This window comes from uncultured Streptococcus sp. (assembly GCF_963525625.1).
Classification (GTDB): Bacteria; Bacillota; Bacilli; order Lactobacillales; family Streptococcaceae; genus Streptococcus.
Genome location: NZ_CAURLD010000005.1, coordinates 1 through 20,788, shown reverse-complemented (window position 1 = coordinate 20,788; position 20,788 = coordinate 1). Strand labels below are relative to the sequence as shown.

Annotated in this window: 4 protein-coding genes; all 4 read left to right on the top strand. The window is 45.8% G+C overall.

Annotated features, from left to right (window positions below; genetic code table 11):
* Positions 1–86: 86 nt before the first annotated feature.
* The 4 genes from budA (at position 87) to RYK49_RS03945 (ending at position 20,683) form a co-directional block, all read left to right on the top strand.
* On the top strand, positions 87–806 hold the full coding sequence (gene budA / locus RYK49_RS03960; RefSeq protein WP_002921628.1) for an acetolactate decarboxylase: 720 nt from the start codon (positions 87–89) through the stop codon (positions 804–806).
* Positions 807–880: 74 nt separating this feature from the next.
* Complete coding sequence (locus RYK49_RS03955; protein WP_002919258.1) at positions 881–1,372, top strand: flavodoxin family protein; 492 nt, start codon at positions 881–883, stop codon at positions 1,370–1,372.
* A gap of 170 nt (positions 1,373–1,542) precedes the next feature.
* Positions 1,543–11,721 carry a CshA/CshB family fibrillar adhesin-related protein gene (locus RYK49_RS03950; RefSeq protein ID WP_314864928.1) on the top strand — a complete coding sequence of 3,393 codons (10,179 nt, stop codon included), beginning with the start codon at positions 1,543–1,545 and terminating at the stop codon, positions 11,719–11,721.
* A gap of 343 nt (positions 11,722–12,064) precedes the next feature.
* Positions 12,065–20,683, top strand: a complete 8,619-nt coding sequence (locus RYK49_RS03945) for a CshA/CshB family fibrillar adhesin-related protein (protein ID WP_314864926.1) — start codon at positions 12,065–12,067, stop codon at positions 20,681–20,683.
* The last annotated feature ends 105 nt before the right edge of the window (positions 20,684–20,788 follow it).

Here is a 20,788-nt window from a genome sequence, read left to right as displayed (position 1 = left end):
TTCAGTAAGAACATGTAATTAGGATGAAAAAAGCTTAGCTGGATGGTCAATAATATTTTTAGGAAGAGAAAGATTAAGGAAAAAGAATGGCAGAACCAATCAAATTATTTCAATATAATACTTTGGGAGCTTTGATGGCTGGTCTTTACGACGGCAGTATGACCGTTGGGGAGCTGCTGCAGTATGGAGATTTGGGCTTGGGGACACTGGACTCTATTGATGGTGAGCTCATTGTTCTCAATGGTAAGGCTTATCAGGCAAAGGGCTCTGGAGAAGTGCCAGAAGTGGTTGAGGTGTCACCGGATATGACAGTACCTTATGCGGCAGTTGTTCCACATCAGGCGGAGGTCATTTTCCGTCAGCGCTTTGAGATGGATGACAAGGAGCTGGAGAAGAGAATTGAGTCTTACTATGATGGGGAAAATCTTTTCCGCTCTATCAAGATTCATGGCGATTTCGCCCGCATGCATGTTCGGATGATTCCCAAGTCTACGACAGAACGGAAGTTTGCGGAAGTAGCGGTTAACCAACCTGAGTATCGTAAGGAAAATGTCACAGGCACCATTGTTGGTATCTGGACGCCTGAGATTTTCCACGGAGTCAGTCTGGCAGGTTATCATCTGCATTTTGTATCGGATGATTTGACTTTTGGCGGTCACGTCATGGACTTTGTCATAAAGGAAGGTGTCGTCGAGTTGGGTGCTGTAGACCAGCTGGATCAGCGTTTCCCAGTACAAGATCGTAAGTATCTCTTTGCTAAGTTTAACATGGATGAGATGAAAGAAGATATGGAAAAGTCGGAATAAATAGCAGGGGCTAGCATTGTTTGCTGCCCTCTTTTTTGATATAATTGGAAAAAGAATAGAGGGGAAGAGAAGCTATGATTTATTTGGTAAACGCCAGCCCGAATAGGAACGGTAATAGTTTTAAGTTGGGGCACTTTTTTCTGCGAGATAGAGATTATGAAGCTCTTCAATTAGTGGACTATCATATTGAGCAATATGGCCAGTCAGCAGAAAACGATCAGTTCTTTCAAGTCTATGAGCAGCTGAGCCAAGCCGATGTTTTGGTGTTTACCAGTCCTATTTATTGGTGGTCTTTTTCGGGTTTGCTAAAAACTCTGTTGGACCGAGTAGCTGATGTGCATGAGCCGCAAGAAGCACTTAAGGGCAAAAAGGTGTTCTTGCTCTTGCAAGGTTCTCAGCCTAGCAAAGAAATTGAAATGCTGGACTACGTCATGAACCGCTTTTGCCGGAACTGCGGACTCAAATATGAGGGGCTGGCAGTGACCAATCATAAGCTAAAAGAAATCGAAGGTTGGGAATTAGCAGCCCTGCAGGAAAAATTAGATAAGGTTTTATCAGAAGGTTAAAAGTGAGAAGATTCGTTTGCGGATCTTCTTTTTTACTATAAAAATGGAGCCTTTTTTTTATGTGTCCATTTTTGGACACAATAGCCCTCAACTACAGTCATATCCATGGCTAACTAAATATAAATGTTGTATAATACCAGTTGCTATTAAATATTAATATAGGAGATTCTATGGGAAAAGAATTATTTAATCCCCATTTAAACAAGTTTTCAATTCGAAAATTAAATGTTGGAGTTTGCTCGGTATTATTATCTACCGTTTTCCTTTTAGGTACTGCGGCTACAGTCAATGCAGATGAAACTGCCAGCGGAACTGTGGATGATAGTATCTCACTGCCAGAAAAGCCGACGGAGTCTGCTGTCAGTCAGCCAGTAAGTCAGCCTGCTAATGAAAATACAGCAACATCTGCTGTTTCAGAAATAGCTAACTCAGAAGCAAGTGCGGATCAAAATCAGCTGGTAAGTCCAGCTGCAGCTCCAGAGCAAGCGACACCTGAAAAGGCACAAGAAGCTAATCAAACAGCTGAGACCTCTAATGAAGCAGGACCTGCTGAAACTAGTCGGACGCGCTCTTATTCAGTGCAATATACGCCAAAACCAAGTTCTACAGCTATGCCTAGGTCTGAACGTAATGGCCAGCCGATGGAGAGAGGAACATCATTTCGTACTACCAGTCCTGCTGGCCAAGCTAGTTCTGCCACACAAGATGCAACAGCTAATCCTACAGTTTCTAAACCAACACTGGAAGAATCTGTAAGAAAACGCTCTGATGAGTTGATGAAGCAGGTAAACTGGCTAGATTTTGGTGATACGAAATCACTGAGAAATCTAGATAGAGATGGCTCCTTTAAAGTTGGAACGGTTTATGAAAAAGAGATTTCTCCAGGCTATGTGGTCAAACTGACTGTTACTGAATTGAAACCTTTCTATGCGACAGAAATCTATCGTGATCGAGTAAAGGGAACTGAGTACGAAAGCAGTTATGATCCCAATGCAAAAAATACTTGGCTTCAATATAACAATAGTAATAATTATGCTTATCAGTATTGGTATGGTGATGATTACCGTCCTAAAATTACTGGTGCTGCTCAGAATCAATATTCAGCTATTAAGTCAGAGGGAATTGATACTAAAGGTCGTAAGACCCAACTGCAGGTTCCTAAAGATGAAGCCAACTATGGTGTGAAGTTCAAAGTTGAAGCTAGATATCGTGGGAAGCCAGTTAAAGCAACAGTTGTCATGGCTGATGGCGAAGAGGCAAACCCTGGTGAGTATGCTATCTTTACAACCAATGGTAAGGGTTGGGAACATTTGGCCGAGTGGAAGCGAACAGTTACAGACGCAAATGGTGTGACTACTGAGATTACAGAAACCTATAAGCCAATGAAGCCTACTACAGAAGGCCAATTTATTGGAAATGACGGTACTGGTGTTCATTGGCAGGCCTATGTCAGTCCTGACCAAAAGACTGGCGGACTGGGAAGTCAAGTATTTGGACCGAACGTTTCTAGAAACAATACAATTCCGCTTGTCATGACACGTGGTGCATCAGAGGTTGGTATTTACATAGCTTCTTCTGGTCAGCAGGCTGCGATGATTGGTTTTATGGCAATTGATGAAGGGGATGCACCGGATTCTTATGGAAAAGCTATCCATGCTATTTCAAGATACAATGCTGAAACTGGCGGTCAAAATCCACAGCCATTCTTGGGCCGTGTTGCGGCTGATATTGATACCACATCTGGAAACAACTGGAAGCATGACGATCAGAATGATTTAGCCGATGAAGGTATTAATCAGCTCTTGTCTGATGATTTAGTCGGGAAAACCAATGGTCTTTTTCCAGTAAATCGTCTGCATGACGGAGATTATTCTCTCCGCATCCATGCTTCGGCTAATAGATACGAAAAAGCCTATGTTCGCGCCTGGATTGACTTCAATAATAACGGTGTCTTTGACGAAGACGAAGCCAGTGAATTTACCGAAGTAACAACTGCGGGAGATTATACTGTCAACTTTAAGAAGAATCCAGCCATGACCAATCCTGAACTTAGCAAGCTTGGAATGCGGGTTCGGATTGCCTTGAACAAGGGAGATATTGAAAAGCCTACTGGAACTGCATTTAGTGGTGAGGTGGAAGACTTAGAAGTTGAACTGACCTATCCACCAAAAGGTGAGAAGAAGGAAAGTACTGGAATCCTTGACCAGAGACAGACAGCCACTCTTCATTTCACTCCACAGGGGATTGCTCAAAATACTGAAAACAAGAAAGTAGCAATTGATACTACTAAAGCTCCGATTGTATTGGATGCTAATGGTAATGTGCTGACTGCAAATGCAGAAGGTTGGTATAAGACTGCTGAAGGCCGTTATAAAGTAACAGCTAAGGGTGCTGATGTGGATGTTGTCTACGAGCCTGAGGCTGGCTTTGTTGGGACAGCTCAGGGGATTAACATCCGTCGCTTTGACACTAATGGTGCAAGCACAGACTGGGTTGCTAAGAATCAAGCTGAAGCAGTCATCAATGACCAGCTCAACACCATGGACGGACGCTATGTACCAACCGTGCTGAATGTTCCTAAGTATGAAACAACGGATGCTCAAGGACTAACGCAAGAAAAGACGCCTATCTTTCATGATGGTGATGCTAGCAAAAGTCCGGCAAGTCCAAGTACAGCAAATCCTGTAAAATTTGTGAAAGCAGATGGAACAACTACAGATGATACTAGAGTTCCAGCTTTATCAAATGGTCAGGAAGTTGGCCGTTTTGAAGTGGAGCCTGCAACAGGTAAGATTACTTTCAAACCAAACAAAAACTTTGTTGGTACTGTTGACCCTGTGTCTGTTCAAATGATTGATGGCAAAGGTATTCCGCATCAAGCTGTTTATCAGCCAAAGGTGACTCCTGTTAGACCATCTGCTCAAGGTGCCAGCAGCGAGGGCATTCAAGGCGCAGTTCAGACAGGACAGCTGACCTTCAATCCAGGCAATAATCGTGTACCTATTGATAGCAAGAAGTTGCCAACCTTTGATAATGGCAGCCAGACTAAAACAGTTGCTGGTCTTGGTACCTATCAGGTGGATAATCAAGGTCTAGTTACCTTTACTCCACTGCTGACTTATACTGGACGCCCAGCAGCAGAGACTATCAAGCGAGTAGATGTCAATGGAACAGAAGTAACAGCTACCTATCAGGCTGATGTAAAAGCAGCAGCACCAAGTGCGACGAATGCTGAAACCAGTGGCATACAAGGCCAAGTTCAGCGAGGAAAAGTCAGCTTCACAGAAGGTTCTGCGCAAGTCAACGGTCAAAAACAAACAGTGGTCTTTCCGGCTGGCTCAACTCCGCTCTTTGACAATGGTTCGACTGTTAAAGAAGTGCCTACTGTTGGTAAGTTTGAAGTGGACGTGAATGGAAATGTAACCTTTACTCCAGAGAAACAATTTAAAGGCCTTACGCCAGACATCAGGATTACTCGTACAGATACGAATGGCAGCACAGCTACAGCTATCTACAAGGCAACAGTCACTGCTGTAACTCCAACAGGGACAAACATCACCAGCACTGGTAAACAAGGCCGTCCACAGACAGGTAAGCCAATCTTTGTCAGTGGCAACCCAGGTGTACCACTGGATGATGATACTCCAGCGACTTTCGACGATGGAAGCAAGCGTAAGGTGGTTCCAAATGTCGGTATCTTTGAAGTGGCACCAGATGGATCTGTTACTTTCACACCTGACAAGCAATATGTTGGGACACCAGACCCAGTAACAGTTAAGCGTGTAGATAAGAATGGCACTCCTGTGACGGCTAAGTACACACCTACTGTTGAGAAAGTGACCCCAAGAGCAACAGGTGCTCAGACAAAAGGCGCTCAAGGTCAAGTTCAAAAAGGCAAGGTTACTTTTGAACCAGGAAGTCCGCAAGTTGGTTTCCCAGAGAACAGCACGCCAGTCTTTGATACTGGCACGAATGTGAAAGAAATTGCCAAAATCGGTAAGTTCGAAGTGGATGGAGAAGGGAATGTCACCTTTACTCCAGTCAAAACGTTTGTAGGCAAAACTCCAGAAGTTGAACTCAGCCGAGCAGATGTCAACGGCACAGTAGCTAAGGCCAAATATCGGGCGACTGTGACCGCTGTGACTCCGACGGGAACTGGAGATCAGACAGAAGGTCCGCAAGGCCAAGTTCAAAAAGGCCGTGTAACTTTTAAAGCTGGCGATCCTAAAGTAGGATTCCCAGCCAACAGCACCCCAGTCTTTGACACGGGTACAAATGTCAAAGAAATTGCCAAAGTCGGTAAGTTCGAAGTAGATGCGGAGGGCAATGTCACCTTTACGCCAGACAAGCGCTTTGTAGGTGAAACGCCAGAAATTAGCATTTCTCGCAAAGACGCAAATGGTATTGCAGCAAAAGTCACTTATATCGCGACAGTTACACCAGTAACTCCAACAGGAACTAACGTGACTAGCACAGGTCCTCAAGGTATCCCACAAACAGGTACCCCAACTTTCCAAGGTGGTGATCCACTGGTTCCGATTGATGAAGCAGTCGAGCCAACTTTCGAAGATGGTAGCAAGGAAAAGGCTATTCCAGGTCAAGGAACTTATATCATTGCACCAGATGGCACAGTGACCTTCACACCAGAGAAGCAGTTTGTAGGCACACCAGAGCCGGTGACGGTGAAACGTGTTGATAAGAATGGTACGCCGGTGACGGCAACTTACAGCCCAGAGTTCACCAAGGTGACGCCAACAGGTACTGGTGATAAGACTGAAGGATTACAAGGTCAGGTTCAAGAAGGCCATGTTACCTTCACACCAGGTCATGATTCTGTGCCGTTTCCAGCTGAAACAACTCCACTCTTCGATAACGGTTTGACTGTTAAAGAATTGCCAAATGTCGGTAAATTTGAAGTCGATGCGAATGGTAAGGTTACTTTCACGCCAGACAAGCAATTTAAGGGGACCACCCCTGAGCTGACATTGATTCGAGCAGATGTGAATGGCACTCCAGTTACAGTCAAATATCAAGCAGTAGTGAAAGAAGTGGTTCCAACGGGAACAAATATTACCAGCACTGGTGAGCAAGGCCGGCCACAAACAGGCAAGCCAAACTTCGTAAGCGGCGCTCCTGGAGTACCACTGGATAATGACACTCCTGCTACTTTCGACGACGGAAGCAAGCGCAAGGTTGTTCCAAATGTCGGTATCTTTGAAGTGGCACCAGATGGTTCTGTCACCTTTACCCCAGATAAGCAATATGTTGGTACACCAGATCCAGTTGTTGTTAAGCGAGTGGACAAAAATGGCACTCCTGTGACAGCCAAGTATACGCCTACAGTTGAAAAGGTGACTCCAAGAGCGACAGGTGCTCAGACAGAGGGATTTCAAGGCCAAGTTCAAAAAGGTAAGGTTACTTTTGAAGCCGGAAGTCCGCAAGTCGGCTTCCCAGAAAACAGCACGCCAATTTTTGACACTGGCACTAATGTCAAAGAAATTGCCAAAGTTGGTAAGTTCGAGGTTGATGCGGATGGTAATGTTACCTTCACACCAGTCAAATCGTTTGTCGGTAAGACACCAGGAGTTGAACTCAGCCGTGCCGATGTTAATGGTACAGTAGCCAAGGCCAATTACCAAGCAACTGTGACAGCTGTTACTCCGACAGGTACTGGTGACAGGACAGAGGGCTTGCAAGGTCAGGTTCAAAAAGGTCATGTCACCTTCACGCCAGGCCATGAATTAGTTCCGTTCCCATCAGGTTCAACTCCGCTATTTGGTAACGGAAAAAATATTAAAGAAGTACCAAATATCGGTAAGTTCGAAGTGGATGCTGATGGCACTGTAACTTTTACTCCAGACAAACAGTTCAAGGGTGAAACACCAGAATTAGGAATTATTCGTGTGGATGCCAACGGAACACCAGTAACAGTTAAGTACCAAGCGGTAGTGAAAGAAGTAACTCCAACAGCTACCACCGTTACGAGCACCGGTCCACAAGGTATCCCGCAAACAGGAACTCCAATCTTCAAAGCTGCGGACCCACTAGTTCCAATTGATGAAACAGTTGAGCCAACCTTTGCAGATGGAAGTAAGGAGAAGAAGATTCCAGGTCAGGGAACTTACACCATCACTCCAGATGGCGTAGTGACTTTCACGCCAGAGAAGCAGTTTGTAGGCACACCGGACCCAATCACAGTGAAGCGAGTGGACAAGAACGGCACACCAGTGACTGCGACCTACAGTCCAGAGTTCACTAAAGTAACTCCAACAGGCACCGACGCGACTAGCACCGGTCCACAAGGCCGTCCACAAACTGGTACCCCAACCTTTGAGGGTGGAGATCCACTGGTTCCAATCGATGAAACAGTTGAGCCAACCTTTGCAGATGGAAGTAAGGAGAAGAAGATTCCAGGTCAGGGAACTTACACCATTACTCCAGATGGATCAGTGACCTTCACGCCAGGGAAGCAGTTTGTAGGCAGACCAGATCCAATCACTGTGAAACGAGTGGATAAGAATGGTACTCCAGTAACTGCGACTTACAGTCCAGAGTTTACCAAGGTGACTCCAACAGGTACCGGCACTAAAACAGAAGGTCTTCAAGGCCAAGTCCAAGAAGGCAAAGTGACCTTCACGCCTGGTCATGATTCAGTTCCATTCCCGGCTGGTTCGACTCCGCTTTTTGATAACAATTCAACAGTGAAGAAAGTACCGAATGTTGGTAAGTTCGAAGTGGATGCGGATGGCAAGGTGACTTTCACTCCAGACAAACAATTCAAGGGGGAAACACCGGAACTTGAATTGACTCGGACTGATGTCAATGGTACCCCTGTTACAGTTAAGTACCAAGCGGTAGTGAGAGAAGTCACTCCGACAGGTACTACCTCAACTAGCACTGGTCCACAAGGCCGACCACAAACGGGTAAACCAAACTTTGTTGGTGGCGACCCGAATGTACCACTGGATAATGATACACCAGCGACTTTCGATGATGGAAGCAAACGCAAGGAAGTACCAAATGTCGGTACCTTTGAAGTAGCACCAGATGGATCTGTCACTTTCACACCGGACAAGCAATATGTTGGTACACCAGATCCGGTAACTGTTAAGCGAGTGGACAAGAATGGCACTCCTGTGACAGCAAAGTACACGCCTACTGTTGAAAAAGTCACACCAAGAGCGACAGGTGCTCAGACAGAGGGGCTTCAAGGCCAAGTTCAAAAAGGAAAGGTTACTTTTGAAGCCGGAAGTCCGCAAGTCGGCTTCCCAACCGACAGCACACCAGTCTTTGATACTGGCACGAATGTCAAAGAAATTGCCAAAGTCGGTAAGTTCGAGGTTGATATGGAGGGTAATGTTACCTTTACTCCAGTCAAAACCTTTGTCGGTAAGACACCAGAAATCGAACTCAGCCGTGCCGATGCCAATGGTACAGTAGCTAAGGCTAACTATCAAGCGACTGTGACTGCTGTAACTCCGACAGGAACCGGTACTAAGACAGAAGGCTTGCAAGGTCAGGTCCAAGAAGGTAAAGTGACCTTCATACCTGGCCATGATTCAGTTCCATTTCCTGCTGGTTCGACTCCGTTATTTGACAATGGTTCTTCTGTCAAAGAAGTACCGAATGTCGGTAAGTTCGAAGTGGATGCAGATGGCAAGGTCACCTTCACTCCAGACAAACAATTCAAGGGTGAAACACCTGAATTCGAATTGACTCGGACTGATGCTAATGGAACACCAGCAACTGTCAAGTACCAAGCAGTAGTGAAAGAAGTCACTCCGACAGGTACTACCTCAACCAGCACTGGTAAACAAGGACGTCCACAGACAGGTAAGCCAAACTTTGTCAGTGGCAATCCAGATGTACCAATGGATAATGATGCTCCAGCGACTTTTGATGATGGAAGCAAACGCAAGGAAGTTCCAAATGTCGGTACTTTTGAAGTGGCACCAGATGGTTCTGTTACTTTCACACCAGACAAGCAATTTGTTGGCACACCAGACCCAGTTGTTGTTAAGCGAGTGGACAAAAATGGTACGCCAGTGACCGCTAAGTACACACCTACAGTTGAGAAAGTGACCCCGATAGGAACTACCGCAACCAGCACTGGTCCTCAGGGTGTTCCTCAAACGGGTACTCCAACCTTCACAGGTGGTGACCCACTAGTTCCGATTGATGAAACAATTGAGCCAAGCTTCGACGATGGCAGCAAGGAAAAGACTATTCCAGGTCAGGGAACTTACACCATTACTCCAGATGGCTCAGTGACCTTTACTCCAGAGAAGCAATTCGTAGGCAAAACTGATCCAATCACTGTGAAACGTGTGGATAAGAATGGTACTCCAGTAACTGCGACTTACATTCCAGAGTTTACCAAGGTGACTCCAACAGGTACCGGCACTAAAACAGAAGGCTTGCAAGGCCAAGTTCAAGAAGGCAAAGTCACCTTCACTCCGGGCCATGATTCTGTTCCATTCCCAACGGATTCGACTCCACTGTTTGATAATGGTTCTTCTGTCAAAGAAGTGCCGAATGTTGGTAAGTTCGAAGTGGATGCAGACGGCAAGGTTACTTTCACTCCAGACAAACAATTCAAGGGTGAAACACCAGAACTTGAATTGACTCGCACTGATGTCAATGGTACCCCTGTTACAGTTAAGTACCAAGCAGTAGTGAAAGAGGTAACTCCAACAAGTACCACCGTGACGAGCACTGGCCCACAAGGTCTTCCGCAAACAGGCACTCCAACTTTCAAAGGTGCGGACCCACTAGTTCCGATTGATGAGACTGTTGAGCCAACCTTTGAAGATGGAAGCAAGAAGAAGACCATTCCAGGTCAAGGAACGTATACCATCACTCCGGATGGCGCAGTGACCTTCACGCCAAACAAGCAATTTGTAGGCAAACCAGATCCAATCACTGTGAAACGAGTGGATAAGAACGGCACACCAGTGACAGCGACCTACAGTCCAGAGTTTACCAAGGTAACTCCAACAGGCACCGGTACTAAGACAGAAGGTTTGCAAGGTCAGGTTCAAAAAGGTCAAGTGACTTTCACGCCAGGACATAAATTAGTTCCATTCCCCGCTGGTTCGACTCCACTTTTTGGTAACGGAAAGAATATTAAAGAAGTACCAAATGTTGGTAAGTTCGAAGTGGATGCCGATAACAAGGTGACTTTCACTCCAATAAAACAATTCAAGGGTGAAACATCAGAATTGGGATTGATTCGTTTAGACGCTAACGGAACTCCTGTTATTGTCAAATATCAAGCGATAGTGAAAGCAGTAGTCCCAACTGGTAAAGATACCACATCTACAAATATCAAAGGTCATGTTCAAACCGGCAAACCTATCTTCGAAGCAGGTGATCCATTGGTTCCAATTGATGAGACGATTGCACCAAGTTTCGAAGACGGAAGCAAGGAAAAAACTATTCCGGGTCAGGGAACTTATACTATCGCACCAGATGGCACAGTCACCTTTACTCCAGATGCTGATTTCCTTGGTCAGGGAAGCGGTGTGACCCTTGTCCGTCGCGATAAGAATGGCACCACAGTTACAGCTCGTTATGTTCCTACCGTAGTTGCACCATCAACTAGCAAGGACAGTGTATCTAGCGGCCGCAAGGGCCAAGCTCAAACGGGCACGCCAACCTTTGAAGGGGCGATTGACCAGGCAGTAGCACCTACCTTTGCGGATGGCAGCACCGAAAAGGTTGTCACAGGTGAGGGAACTTACAGGTTCAATATGCTGGGAGCAGTGACCTTTGTGCCGGAAGCAGACTTTGTCGGAACTACTCGCGGAGTCGTCGTGAAGCGTTCAGATATTTATGGCAATGCCGTGACGGCTACCTATACCCCAACTGTTTTGGGAAGTACTGCCACAGAAGATACCGGCAGCACGGGTCTCAAAGGCCAGCCGCAGACTGGTAAACCAATCTTTGAAGGAGACGTGGATCCAACTGTTCCTCCAACTTTCGAGGATGGCAGTACTGAAAAGGTTGTTCCAGGCCAAGGTACTTACACGATTGCGCCAGATGGCACTGTGACTTTTGTACCGGAAACGGGCTTTGTCGGTCAAGCTGACGGTGTGACAGTGATTCGCAAAGATCGTAATGGTCAGACGATTTCAGCGGTTTACGTTCCAACTGTGACAGAAAATCCTGTTCAGCCAGAGCGGACGATTACGCCTGCACCACCGTCTCTTTCTAAGAGTGAGGGTGCAAAATCCCTTCCTAAGACAGGTACAGAAGAAACCTCATACTTAGCTGCAAGCTTGCTTGCGGGAGTATCAGGTTTGGGACTTCTTGGCTTAGAGAAGAGAAAGAAGAAGTCTGAAGACTAAGAGGTGAGAACTTAGGTTCTAACACCTAAATTAAAAGAGGGAAGATTCATTAGTGAATCTTTTTTCTTTATATCCAAGGGAATAAATCTTAAAAAACTTCATAATAACAGTATTTCTAAAATGTTAAACACTAAAGTAAAATCTGAAATATTCCTAGATTTATTTAATTTATAAGGATTTTTCCACTGCCTATTTTTTCTTTTGTTTTTAAAAATAGACTATAAAACACTTTATGTCCATTTTTTTAAAAAATTTATATAATTATAATTATATATATAGCTAACTAAAATGGAATGTTGTATAATAAAACTATTGTAACTAGATGATTATTTAGGAGATTATTATGGGAAAAGATTTATTTAATCCTCACCTGCGTAAGTTTTCGATTCGAAAACTAAACGTCGGTGTTTGTTCTGTGCTCTTGTCAACCCTGCTTCTTTTGGGAGCAGCGGCACAAGTTAGTGCTGACGAAGCTAGTGATTCTGGTGCCCCAAACGAAGTTTCGCAAACAGGAATAGCCGAATCATCAGTGAATTCTGCTGAAACTGTGGCTTCTGAACATTTACAAGCAAAAGAAAGTTCAGAACTTGCTTTTGCTAGTGAGACCCCTCGATCAGATGATAATCCTAGTCCAAGAAGCTCAGAGCCTGAGAAAGTTGAAGAATCTACTGAATCTACAGCAACTAAATCAGTTGAGAATACTCAACCAATCACTGTTCACTCAGAAACATCTAACGCAGCTGTCGTGGCTGAAAAGTCAGAAGCAACCGCAGATCTAGCTCAGCCTAATCGCTCTCGTCGTGTGAGACGGGATGCTACACCTACTGGACAACAGAACAGCGTAACAACAGGAGTTACGATAGGTACTGGACCGGCTGGGGCAGACGATGCTACTTCTACGCCACGAGTACCTAAACCAAGCTTGGAGGAGTCGGTCAAGAAAGATAGTACCCAATTAGCCAAACAGATTACTTGGCTTGATTTTTCGGATACAGCAAGTTGGAAAGGATTGGATTCACGAGGCGGACTCCAAGTAGGAACGACCTTCAAGAAGGAAATTTCACCTGGCTATGAAGTAACCCTGACGGTCACTGAGCTTAAACCTTTTAACTCGACTGAAACTTATAGAAAACGGGTTGAAGGAACACCGACAGCAAATACTTATGACCCAAATGCACAAAATGATTTCTTGAAGTCGAGTTCAAAATATGGGAGAGCACCCCTTTCAGTTATAGGGGCAAGTCAGGATCAATGGACAACTATTCGTAATCAAGGTTTTAATACCCAGAATCATAAGACGCAACTTGTTTACCCTGAGGATTCAGCTAACTGGGGAGTGCAATTCAATATTGAGGCTACCTATCTAGGTAAGCGCGTGGCCCCTACGGTGGTTATGGCTGATGGTGAAGACGCCAACCCAGGTGAATTTGCTATCTTCACTACTAACGGAGAAGGATGGGAATATCTCGGTGAATGGAAGAATAAGAGTACTGCCAAAGAAGCCTACACGGTTATTACCAAGCAAATGGTGGATGAAGCGGATAAAAAAACGCGCGGCGGCCTCTTAATCTTAAGAGATACAAGCGTAGACTGGTATAAGTACCTCAGTCCGGATACAGTGACAGGTGGCCTGGGGACTCAGGTCTTTGGACCAAACCGTTCGAACGAACGGACGGTTCCTGTGGTGATGACACGCGGAGCTTCTGAAGTAGGATTTTATGTAGCATCATCTGGGCAACAAGCTATGATGATGGGATTTTTAGTGGTGGATGGAAGTGATGCGCCAGCGACTTATGGCGAAGCCTTCCATACCATTTCAGGTCGTGATTCTCTGACTGGTAAGCTAATTAATCAGCCTTATTTAGGGACAACGCCAGCTGATATTGATGTTGAGTCATCCAATGACTGGGTTCTGGATGATAAAAAGGAGCATAAGGACGAGGGAGCCAGCCAATTACTAGCGGACGATCAATTAAGTGCTTCTAATGATTTGCTTGATTTAGACAAAGCAAAAAATGGAACTTACACAATTAAAATCAAAGCTAACCCAAATGGCAATGCTAAATCTTATGTCAAGGCCTGGATAGACTTCAACAATGATGGAGTCTTCAATGAAAGCGAAGGTAGCAACCTACAAGAGATTACAGCTGCTGGTGACTATATCTTGACCTTCAATGCCAACCCCAATATTAGTGGCGGTCAAGTGGACAAATTGGGTATGCGTTTCCGAATTGCGACTAATAAAGGCGATATTGAGCAACCAACTGGTATTGCCTTTAGTGGTGAAGTAGAAGATATGCTCTTGCACCGCATTTATCCTCCTAAGGGGGAGAAGCAGACTACGGATGGCTTTACAGGCGAGACTCAAACTGCTGTACTTCACTTCACACCTAAAGGAACGGATCGCTCAGACGACAGTGTCAATGCAGTTATGAGCACCCAAGCGCCTCAGGTTTTGGATAAGCAAGGCCAAGTTCTGACAGCCGTTGATGGCAACTATATTCGTCCAGAAGGGACCTATCGCTTGACCGTCAATGGCAATGATATTCAAGTTGCTTTCACTCCAAATGCGGACTTTTCTGGAACTGCTGATGGAATTAATATTCGTTGGACTGACAGCAATGGTACCTCGACTGGTTGGGCTTCGACGGATGCTGCTGACCCTAATAAAAATGATCAATTGACTAGTATGGACGGCCGTTATGTGCCGACAGTTCGTAAGATTCCAAACTACGAATCAAGTGGTCTTCAGGGACTGGAACAAAACAAAACGTTAGTTTTTAACGATGATGATGCGAATACGACCCCTGTCATGCCAGAAGCTACTCGTCCGGCTAGCTTTGTGGATGCGAATGGACGACTGGTAACAGAAAATACGGTGCCTGCCATGGCCAATGGCCAGCAAGTGGGAACCTATGAATTGGATCCAAATACCGGCCAAGTGACCTTCAAACCTATCAAGACTTTTTATGGCACGCCAGACCCAGTGGTAGTTCAAGTCAGTGATACCGACGGTAAAGCACACCGAGCACGTTATCAACCTAAGGTAACCCAAGTAACGCCAAGAAGCACCAATGCTGAATCAACTGGTCTTCAAGGTCAAGCACAAAGTGGTAAGCCAACTTTCACTGCAGGTGACCAACAAATCCCAATTGACATGAGCAAAGCCATGACTTTTGAAAATGGGACGGACACCTTGGAAGTGGCGAATGAAGGAACTTATACTATCAATTCAGATGATACCATTACCTTCAAGCCGCTTAAGCAATTCACTGGCAAGGCGACACCAGTTACGGTTAAACGCGTAGATGCCAACGGCACAGAAGTGACTGCTACCTATACACCTAACGTGACCAAGGTCACACCAACCAGCACACCTGCTACTTCATCAGGTCCTCAAGGGGTGCCACAAACAGGAACGCCGGTCTTCAAGGAAGGCGACCCAGCGGTCCCAATTGACTATAACAAGCAAATGACCTTTGACAATGATCAACCTAAGAAGATTGTTGCGGGCGTGGGAGAATACACCATCAATTCAGATGGATCTATTACCTTTACTCCAGATAAGAAATATGTGGGTACCCCAGCCGCGGTGACGGTCAAACGAGTTGACGAAAATGGCACCGAAGTAAGAGCAACCTATACCCCAACTGTTACAAAGGTAACTCCGACTGGTACTGGTGATAAGACTGAAGGATTACAAGGTCAGGTTCAAGAAGGCCATGTTACCTTCACACCAGGTCATGATTCTGTGCCGTTTCCAGCTGAAACAACTCCACTCTTCGATAACGGTTTGACTGTTAAAGAATTGCCAAATGTCGGTAAATTTGAAGTCGATGCGAATGGTAAGGTTACTTTCACGTCAGACAAGCAGTTTAAGGGAACCACTCCTGAGCTGACATTGATTCGAGCAGATGTGAATGGCACACCAGTTACAGTCAAATACCAAGCAGTGGTGAAAGAAGTGGTTCCTACAGGTACCAATGCGACTAGCACTGGTCTTCAAGGTCTACCACAATCAGGTACACCTACTTTCACCCCAGGTGACAAGTCTGTGCCTATTGATATGGCCCAACCCATGACCTTTGAAAATAATCAAACAACTAAGAAGGTAGACAAGGTCGGTACTTATGTCATTGAGTCAGATGGCTCGATTACTTTCACTCCAGAAAAGCAATATGTTGGCACACCAACACCAGTGACTGTTAAACGCGTTGATACGAATGGAACGGAAGTAACCGCCACTTACACGCCAACGGTAACACGGGTCACACCAACTAGCACCAATGCTGAGTCAACAGGCCTGCAAGGACAACCACAAAGCGGCAAGCCGATCTTTACCCCAGGTGACCAAGCAGTCCCAATCAATATGACCAAGCCCATGACTTTTGAAAATGGGACTGACACGTTAGTAGTAGCTGATCAAGGAACTTATACTATTAATTCAGATGGTTCCATTACCTTTAAGCCGGAGAAGAAATTTACTGGTAAGGCAACACCAGTCACGGTCAAACGTTTAGATGTGAATGGCACCGAAGTGACAGCTAAATATATTCCTACTGTTGAAGAAGTTATTCCAAACGCAACTGGTGATCAGACTGAAGGTCCACAAGGATTGGTTCAGAATGGTAAGATTACTTTTGAAGCCGGAAGACCAGAAGTTGGTTTTTCAGCAGATAATCCGCCAATTTTTGACACTGGTACCAATGTGAAAGAAATTGAAAATGTTGGTAAGTTTGAAGTGGATATTGATGGTAATATTACCTTTACTCCGGTCAAGACATTTGTAGGTAAAACACCTGAAATTGGAGTCAGTCGTGCAGATGTCAACGGTACCCTTGCGAAGGCAAAATATCAAGCAACAGTAACGGCTGTAAAGCCAACTGGTTTTGGAAACAAGACAGAAGGCCTGCAAGGTCAAGTTCAAGAAGGTAAAGTGACCTTCACCCCAGGGCACGACTCTGTTCCGTTCCCTGCGAATTCAACACCATTGTTTGATAATAATTCAACAGTGAAAGAAGTACAGAATGTCGGTAAGTTTGAAGTAGATGCAAATGGTAAAGTGACCTTCACGCCAGACAAGCAGTTTAAGGGTGAGACACCGGAACTTGAATTGACTCGGACTGATGCGAATGGAACTCCAGTAACTGTCAAGTACCAAGCAGTAGTGAAAGAAGTGATTCCAAGAGGAACTGACGCGACTAGCACAGGTCCTCAGGGTGTTCCGCAAACAGGTAGCCCAAGCTTCCAAGGTGGTGATCCACTTGTTCCGATTGATATGGATTCTCCAATGACATTTGAAGATGGTCAACCTAAGAAGACGGTTCAAGGAGTAGGGGAATATACCATCAACTCAGATGGGACTATCACCTTTACCCCAGACAAACAGTATGTGGGGACCCCAGCTTCAGTTACTGTTAAGCGTGTAGATAAAAACGGAACAGAAGTGACTGCTACCTATACGCCAACGGTAACACGGGTAATGCCTACTAGCACCAATGCTGAATCAACCGGCCTTCAAGGTCAACCGCAAAGTGGCAATCCAACTTTTAGTCCAGGCGACCAAGCAGTTCCAATCGATATGACCAAACCAATGACCTTTGAAAATGGAACTGATACTTTGGTAGTGGCTAATCAAGGAACTTATACCATTAATTCAGACGGTTCCATTACCTTCACTCCAGATAAGCAATTCACTGGCAAGGCGACACCTGTTAGGGTTAAACGAGTCGATGCTAACGGCACAGAAATAACGGCTACTTATACCCCAGAAGTTACCAAGGTAACTCCAACTGGCACCAATGCTGAATCAACTGGCATTCAAGGTCAGCCGCAATCAGGCACACCTAGTTTCACTCCTGGCAACTCAGCTGTTCCGATTGACATGGATAGTCCAATGACCTTCGAAGACGGTCAGTCTAAGAAGACCGTTCCAGGAGTAGGGGTATACACAATTAACTCAGATGGTTCTGTCACCTTTACTCCAGAGAAACAGTATATTGGTACACCAACACCAGTCACTGTGAAACGTGTGGATAAGAATGGTACTGAAGTTACTGCTACTTATACACCGACCGTTACCAAGGTAACTCCAATCAGCACCAATGCGACTAGCACAGGTCCTCAAGGTGTCCCTCAAACTGGCATTCCAACCTTTGCGGGTGGTGATCCACTAGTTCCAATTGATGAAACAGTTGAGCCAACTTTCGCAGATGGCAGTAAGAAGAAGGTTATCCCAGGTCAGGGAACTTACACCATCACTCCAGATGGCGCAGTGACTTTCACCCCAGAGAAGCAGTTTGTAGGCACACCAGAGCCAGTGACAGTGAAACGTGTTGATAAGAACGGGACACCAGTGACTGCGACTTACAGTCCAGAGTTTACCAAGGTGACTCCAACAGGAACTGGTGAGAAGACAGAAGGCCTGCAGGGTCAGGTTCAAGAAGGAAAAGTCACCTTCACCCCAGGCCATGACTCTGTTCCATTCCCGGCTGGTTCGACTCCGTTCTTTGACAATGGTTCTTCTGTCAAAGAAGTACCGAATGTTGGTAAGTTCGAAGTGGATGCAAATGGTAAGGTTACCTTTACGCCAGATAAGCAGTTCAAGGGTGAAACACCAGAGCTTGAATTGACTCGTGTGGATGCCAATGGCACTCCAGTAACCGTCAAGTACCAAGCGGTAGTGAAAGAAGTGGTTCCAACCGGCACTGATGCGACTAGCACTGGTCCTCAGGGTGTTCCACAAACAGGTAGCCCAAGCTTCCAAGGTGGCAATCCCCTGGTTCCAATTGATGAGTCAGTTGAGCCAACTTTCGCAGATGGCAGTAAGAAGAAGACCATCCCAGGTCAAGGAACATACACCATTACTCCAGATGGAGAAGTGACTTTCACACCAGACAAGCAATTCGTAGGCAAACCCGATCCAATCACTGTGAAACGTGTCGATAAAAACGGAACGGAAGTGACTGCTACTTATAGTCCAGAGTTTGCCAAGGTAACTCCAACGGGTACTAATGCGACCAGCACAGGTCCTCAGGGGGTTCCGCAAACAGGTAGCCCAAGCTTCCAAGGTGGTGATCCATTGGTTCCAATCGATGACACAGTAGAGCCAACTTTCGCAGATGGCAGTAAGGAGAAGAAGATTCCAGGCCAGGGCACTTACACCATCACTCCAGATGGCGCAGTGACATTCACGACGGACAAGCAGTTTGTAGGTAAGCCAGATTCAGTAATTGTGAAACGTGTTGACAAGAACGGCACACCAGTGACAGCGACCTACAGTCCAGAGTTTACGAAAGTGATTCCTACAGGAACTGGTGAGAAGACAGAAGGCCTGCAGGGTCAGGTTCAAGAAGGAAAAGTCACCTTCACCCCAGGCCATGACTCTGTTCCATTCCCGGCTGGTTCGACTCCATTATTTGACAATGGTTCTTCTGTTAAAGAAGTACCGAATGTCGGTAAGTTCGAAGTGGATGCAAATGGCAAGGTAACCTTTACCCCAGATAAACAGTTCAAGGGTGAAACACCAGAACTCGAATTGACTCGTACGGATGCCAATGGCACCGCTGTTACCGTCAAGTACCAAGCGGTAGTGAAAGAAGTGATTCCTACAGCTACCAATGCGACCAGCACTGGTCCTCAGGGTGTTCCACAAACAGGTACTCCAACTTTCCAAGGTGGTGATCCACTGGTTCCAATTGATGACTCAGTAGAGCCTACCTTCGCAGATGGAAGTAAAGAAAAGACCATTCCAGGTCAGGGAACTTACACCATTGCTCCTGATGAGGCAGTGACCTTCACACCAGACAAGCAATTTGTAGGAAAACCCGATCCAATCACTGTGAAACGTGTTGATAAAAACGGAACTCCAGTCACGGCTACCTATAGTCCAGAGTTTGCCAAGGTAACTCCAACTGGTAAAGATGCTTCCTCTACAAATATTAAGGGTCATGTTCAGACTGGCACACCTGTCTTCGAAGCAGGTGATCCACTAGTTCCGATTGATGAGACGATTGCACCAAGCTTCGAAGATGGCAGTAAGGAAAAGACCATCCCAGGTGAGGGAACTTATACTATCGCACCAGATGGAACAGTCACTTTCACTCCAGAAGCTGATTTCCTTGGTCAGGGTACTGGTGTGACTCTTGTCCGTCGTGATAAGAATGGCACCTCAGTGACGGCTCGCTATATTCCGACCGTAGTTGCACCATCAACTAGCAAGGACAGTGTATCTAGCGGTCGCAAGGGCCGAGCTCAAACAGGCACGCCAACCTTTGAAGGGGCGATTGACCAAGTGGTAGCACCGACCTTTGCGGATGGCAGCACCGAAATGGTTGTCCCAGGAGAAGGAACATATCGGTTCAATATGCTGGGAGCAGTGACCTTTGTACCGGAAGCCGACTTTGTCGGAACCGCCAGTGGAGTCGTCGTGAAACGTTCAGATATTTATGGCAATGCCGTGACGGCTACTTATACCCCAACTGTTTTGGGAAGCACTGATACAGAAGATACCAGCAGCACAGGTCTCAAAGGCCAGCCTCAAACCGGCAAGCCTATCTTTGAAGGAGACGTGGATCCAACTGTTCCGCCAACTTTCGAGGATGGCAGCACCGAAAAGGCTGTTCCAGGCCAAGGTACTTACACGATTGCGCCAGATGGTACTGTGACCTTTGTACCGGAAACGGGCTTTGTCGGTCAAGCTGACGGCGTAACAGTGATTCGCAAAGACCGCAATGGTCAGACGATTTCAGCGGTTTACGTTCCGACTGTGACAGAAAATCCTGTTCAGCCGGAGCGGACGATTACACCTGCACCACCGTCTCTTTCTAAGAGTGAGGGTGCAAAATCCCTTCCTAAGACTGGTACAGAAGAAACCTCATACTTAGCTGCAAGCTTACTTGCGGGAGTATCAGGTTTAGGACTGTTTGGATTAGAGAAGAGAAAGAAAAAGTCTGAGGACTAAAATAGCCTTGAAGAAATTCCGTTACTGAACTAGAAGAATTTCGGGAGAGCGCAAAAGAACCTGAGACAAAATAGTTCTCAGCTACAAAAAAGCTAGAGATTCCCA

Coding starts and splice junctions, on each gene's coding strand:
- RYK49_RS03945 (WP_314864926.1), top strand. CDS start 12,065: ATGGGAAAAGATTTATTTAATCCTCACCTGCGTAAGTTTTCGATTCGA.
- RYK49_RS03955 (WP_002919258.1), top strand. CDS start 881: ATGATTTATTTGGTAAACGCCAGCCCGAATAGGAACGGTAATAGTTTT.
- budA (WP_002921628.1), top strand. CDS start 87: ATGGCAGAACCAATCAAATTATTTCAATATAATACTTTGGGAGCTTTG.
- RYK49_RS03950 (WP_314864928.1), top strand. CDS start 1,543: ATGGGAAAAGAATTATTTAATCCCCATTTAAACAAGTTTTCAATTCGA.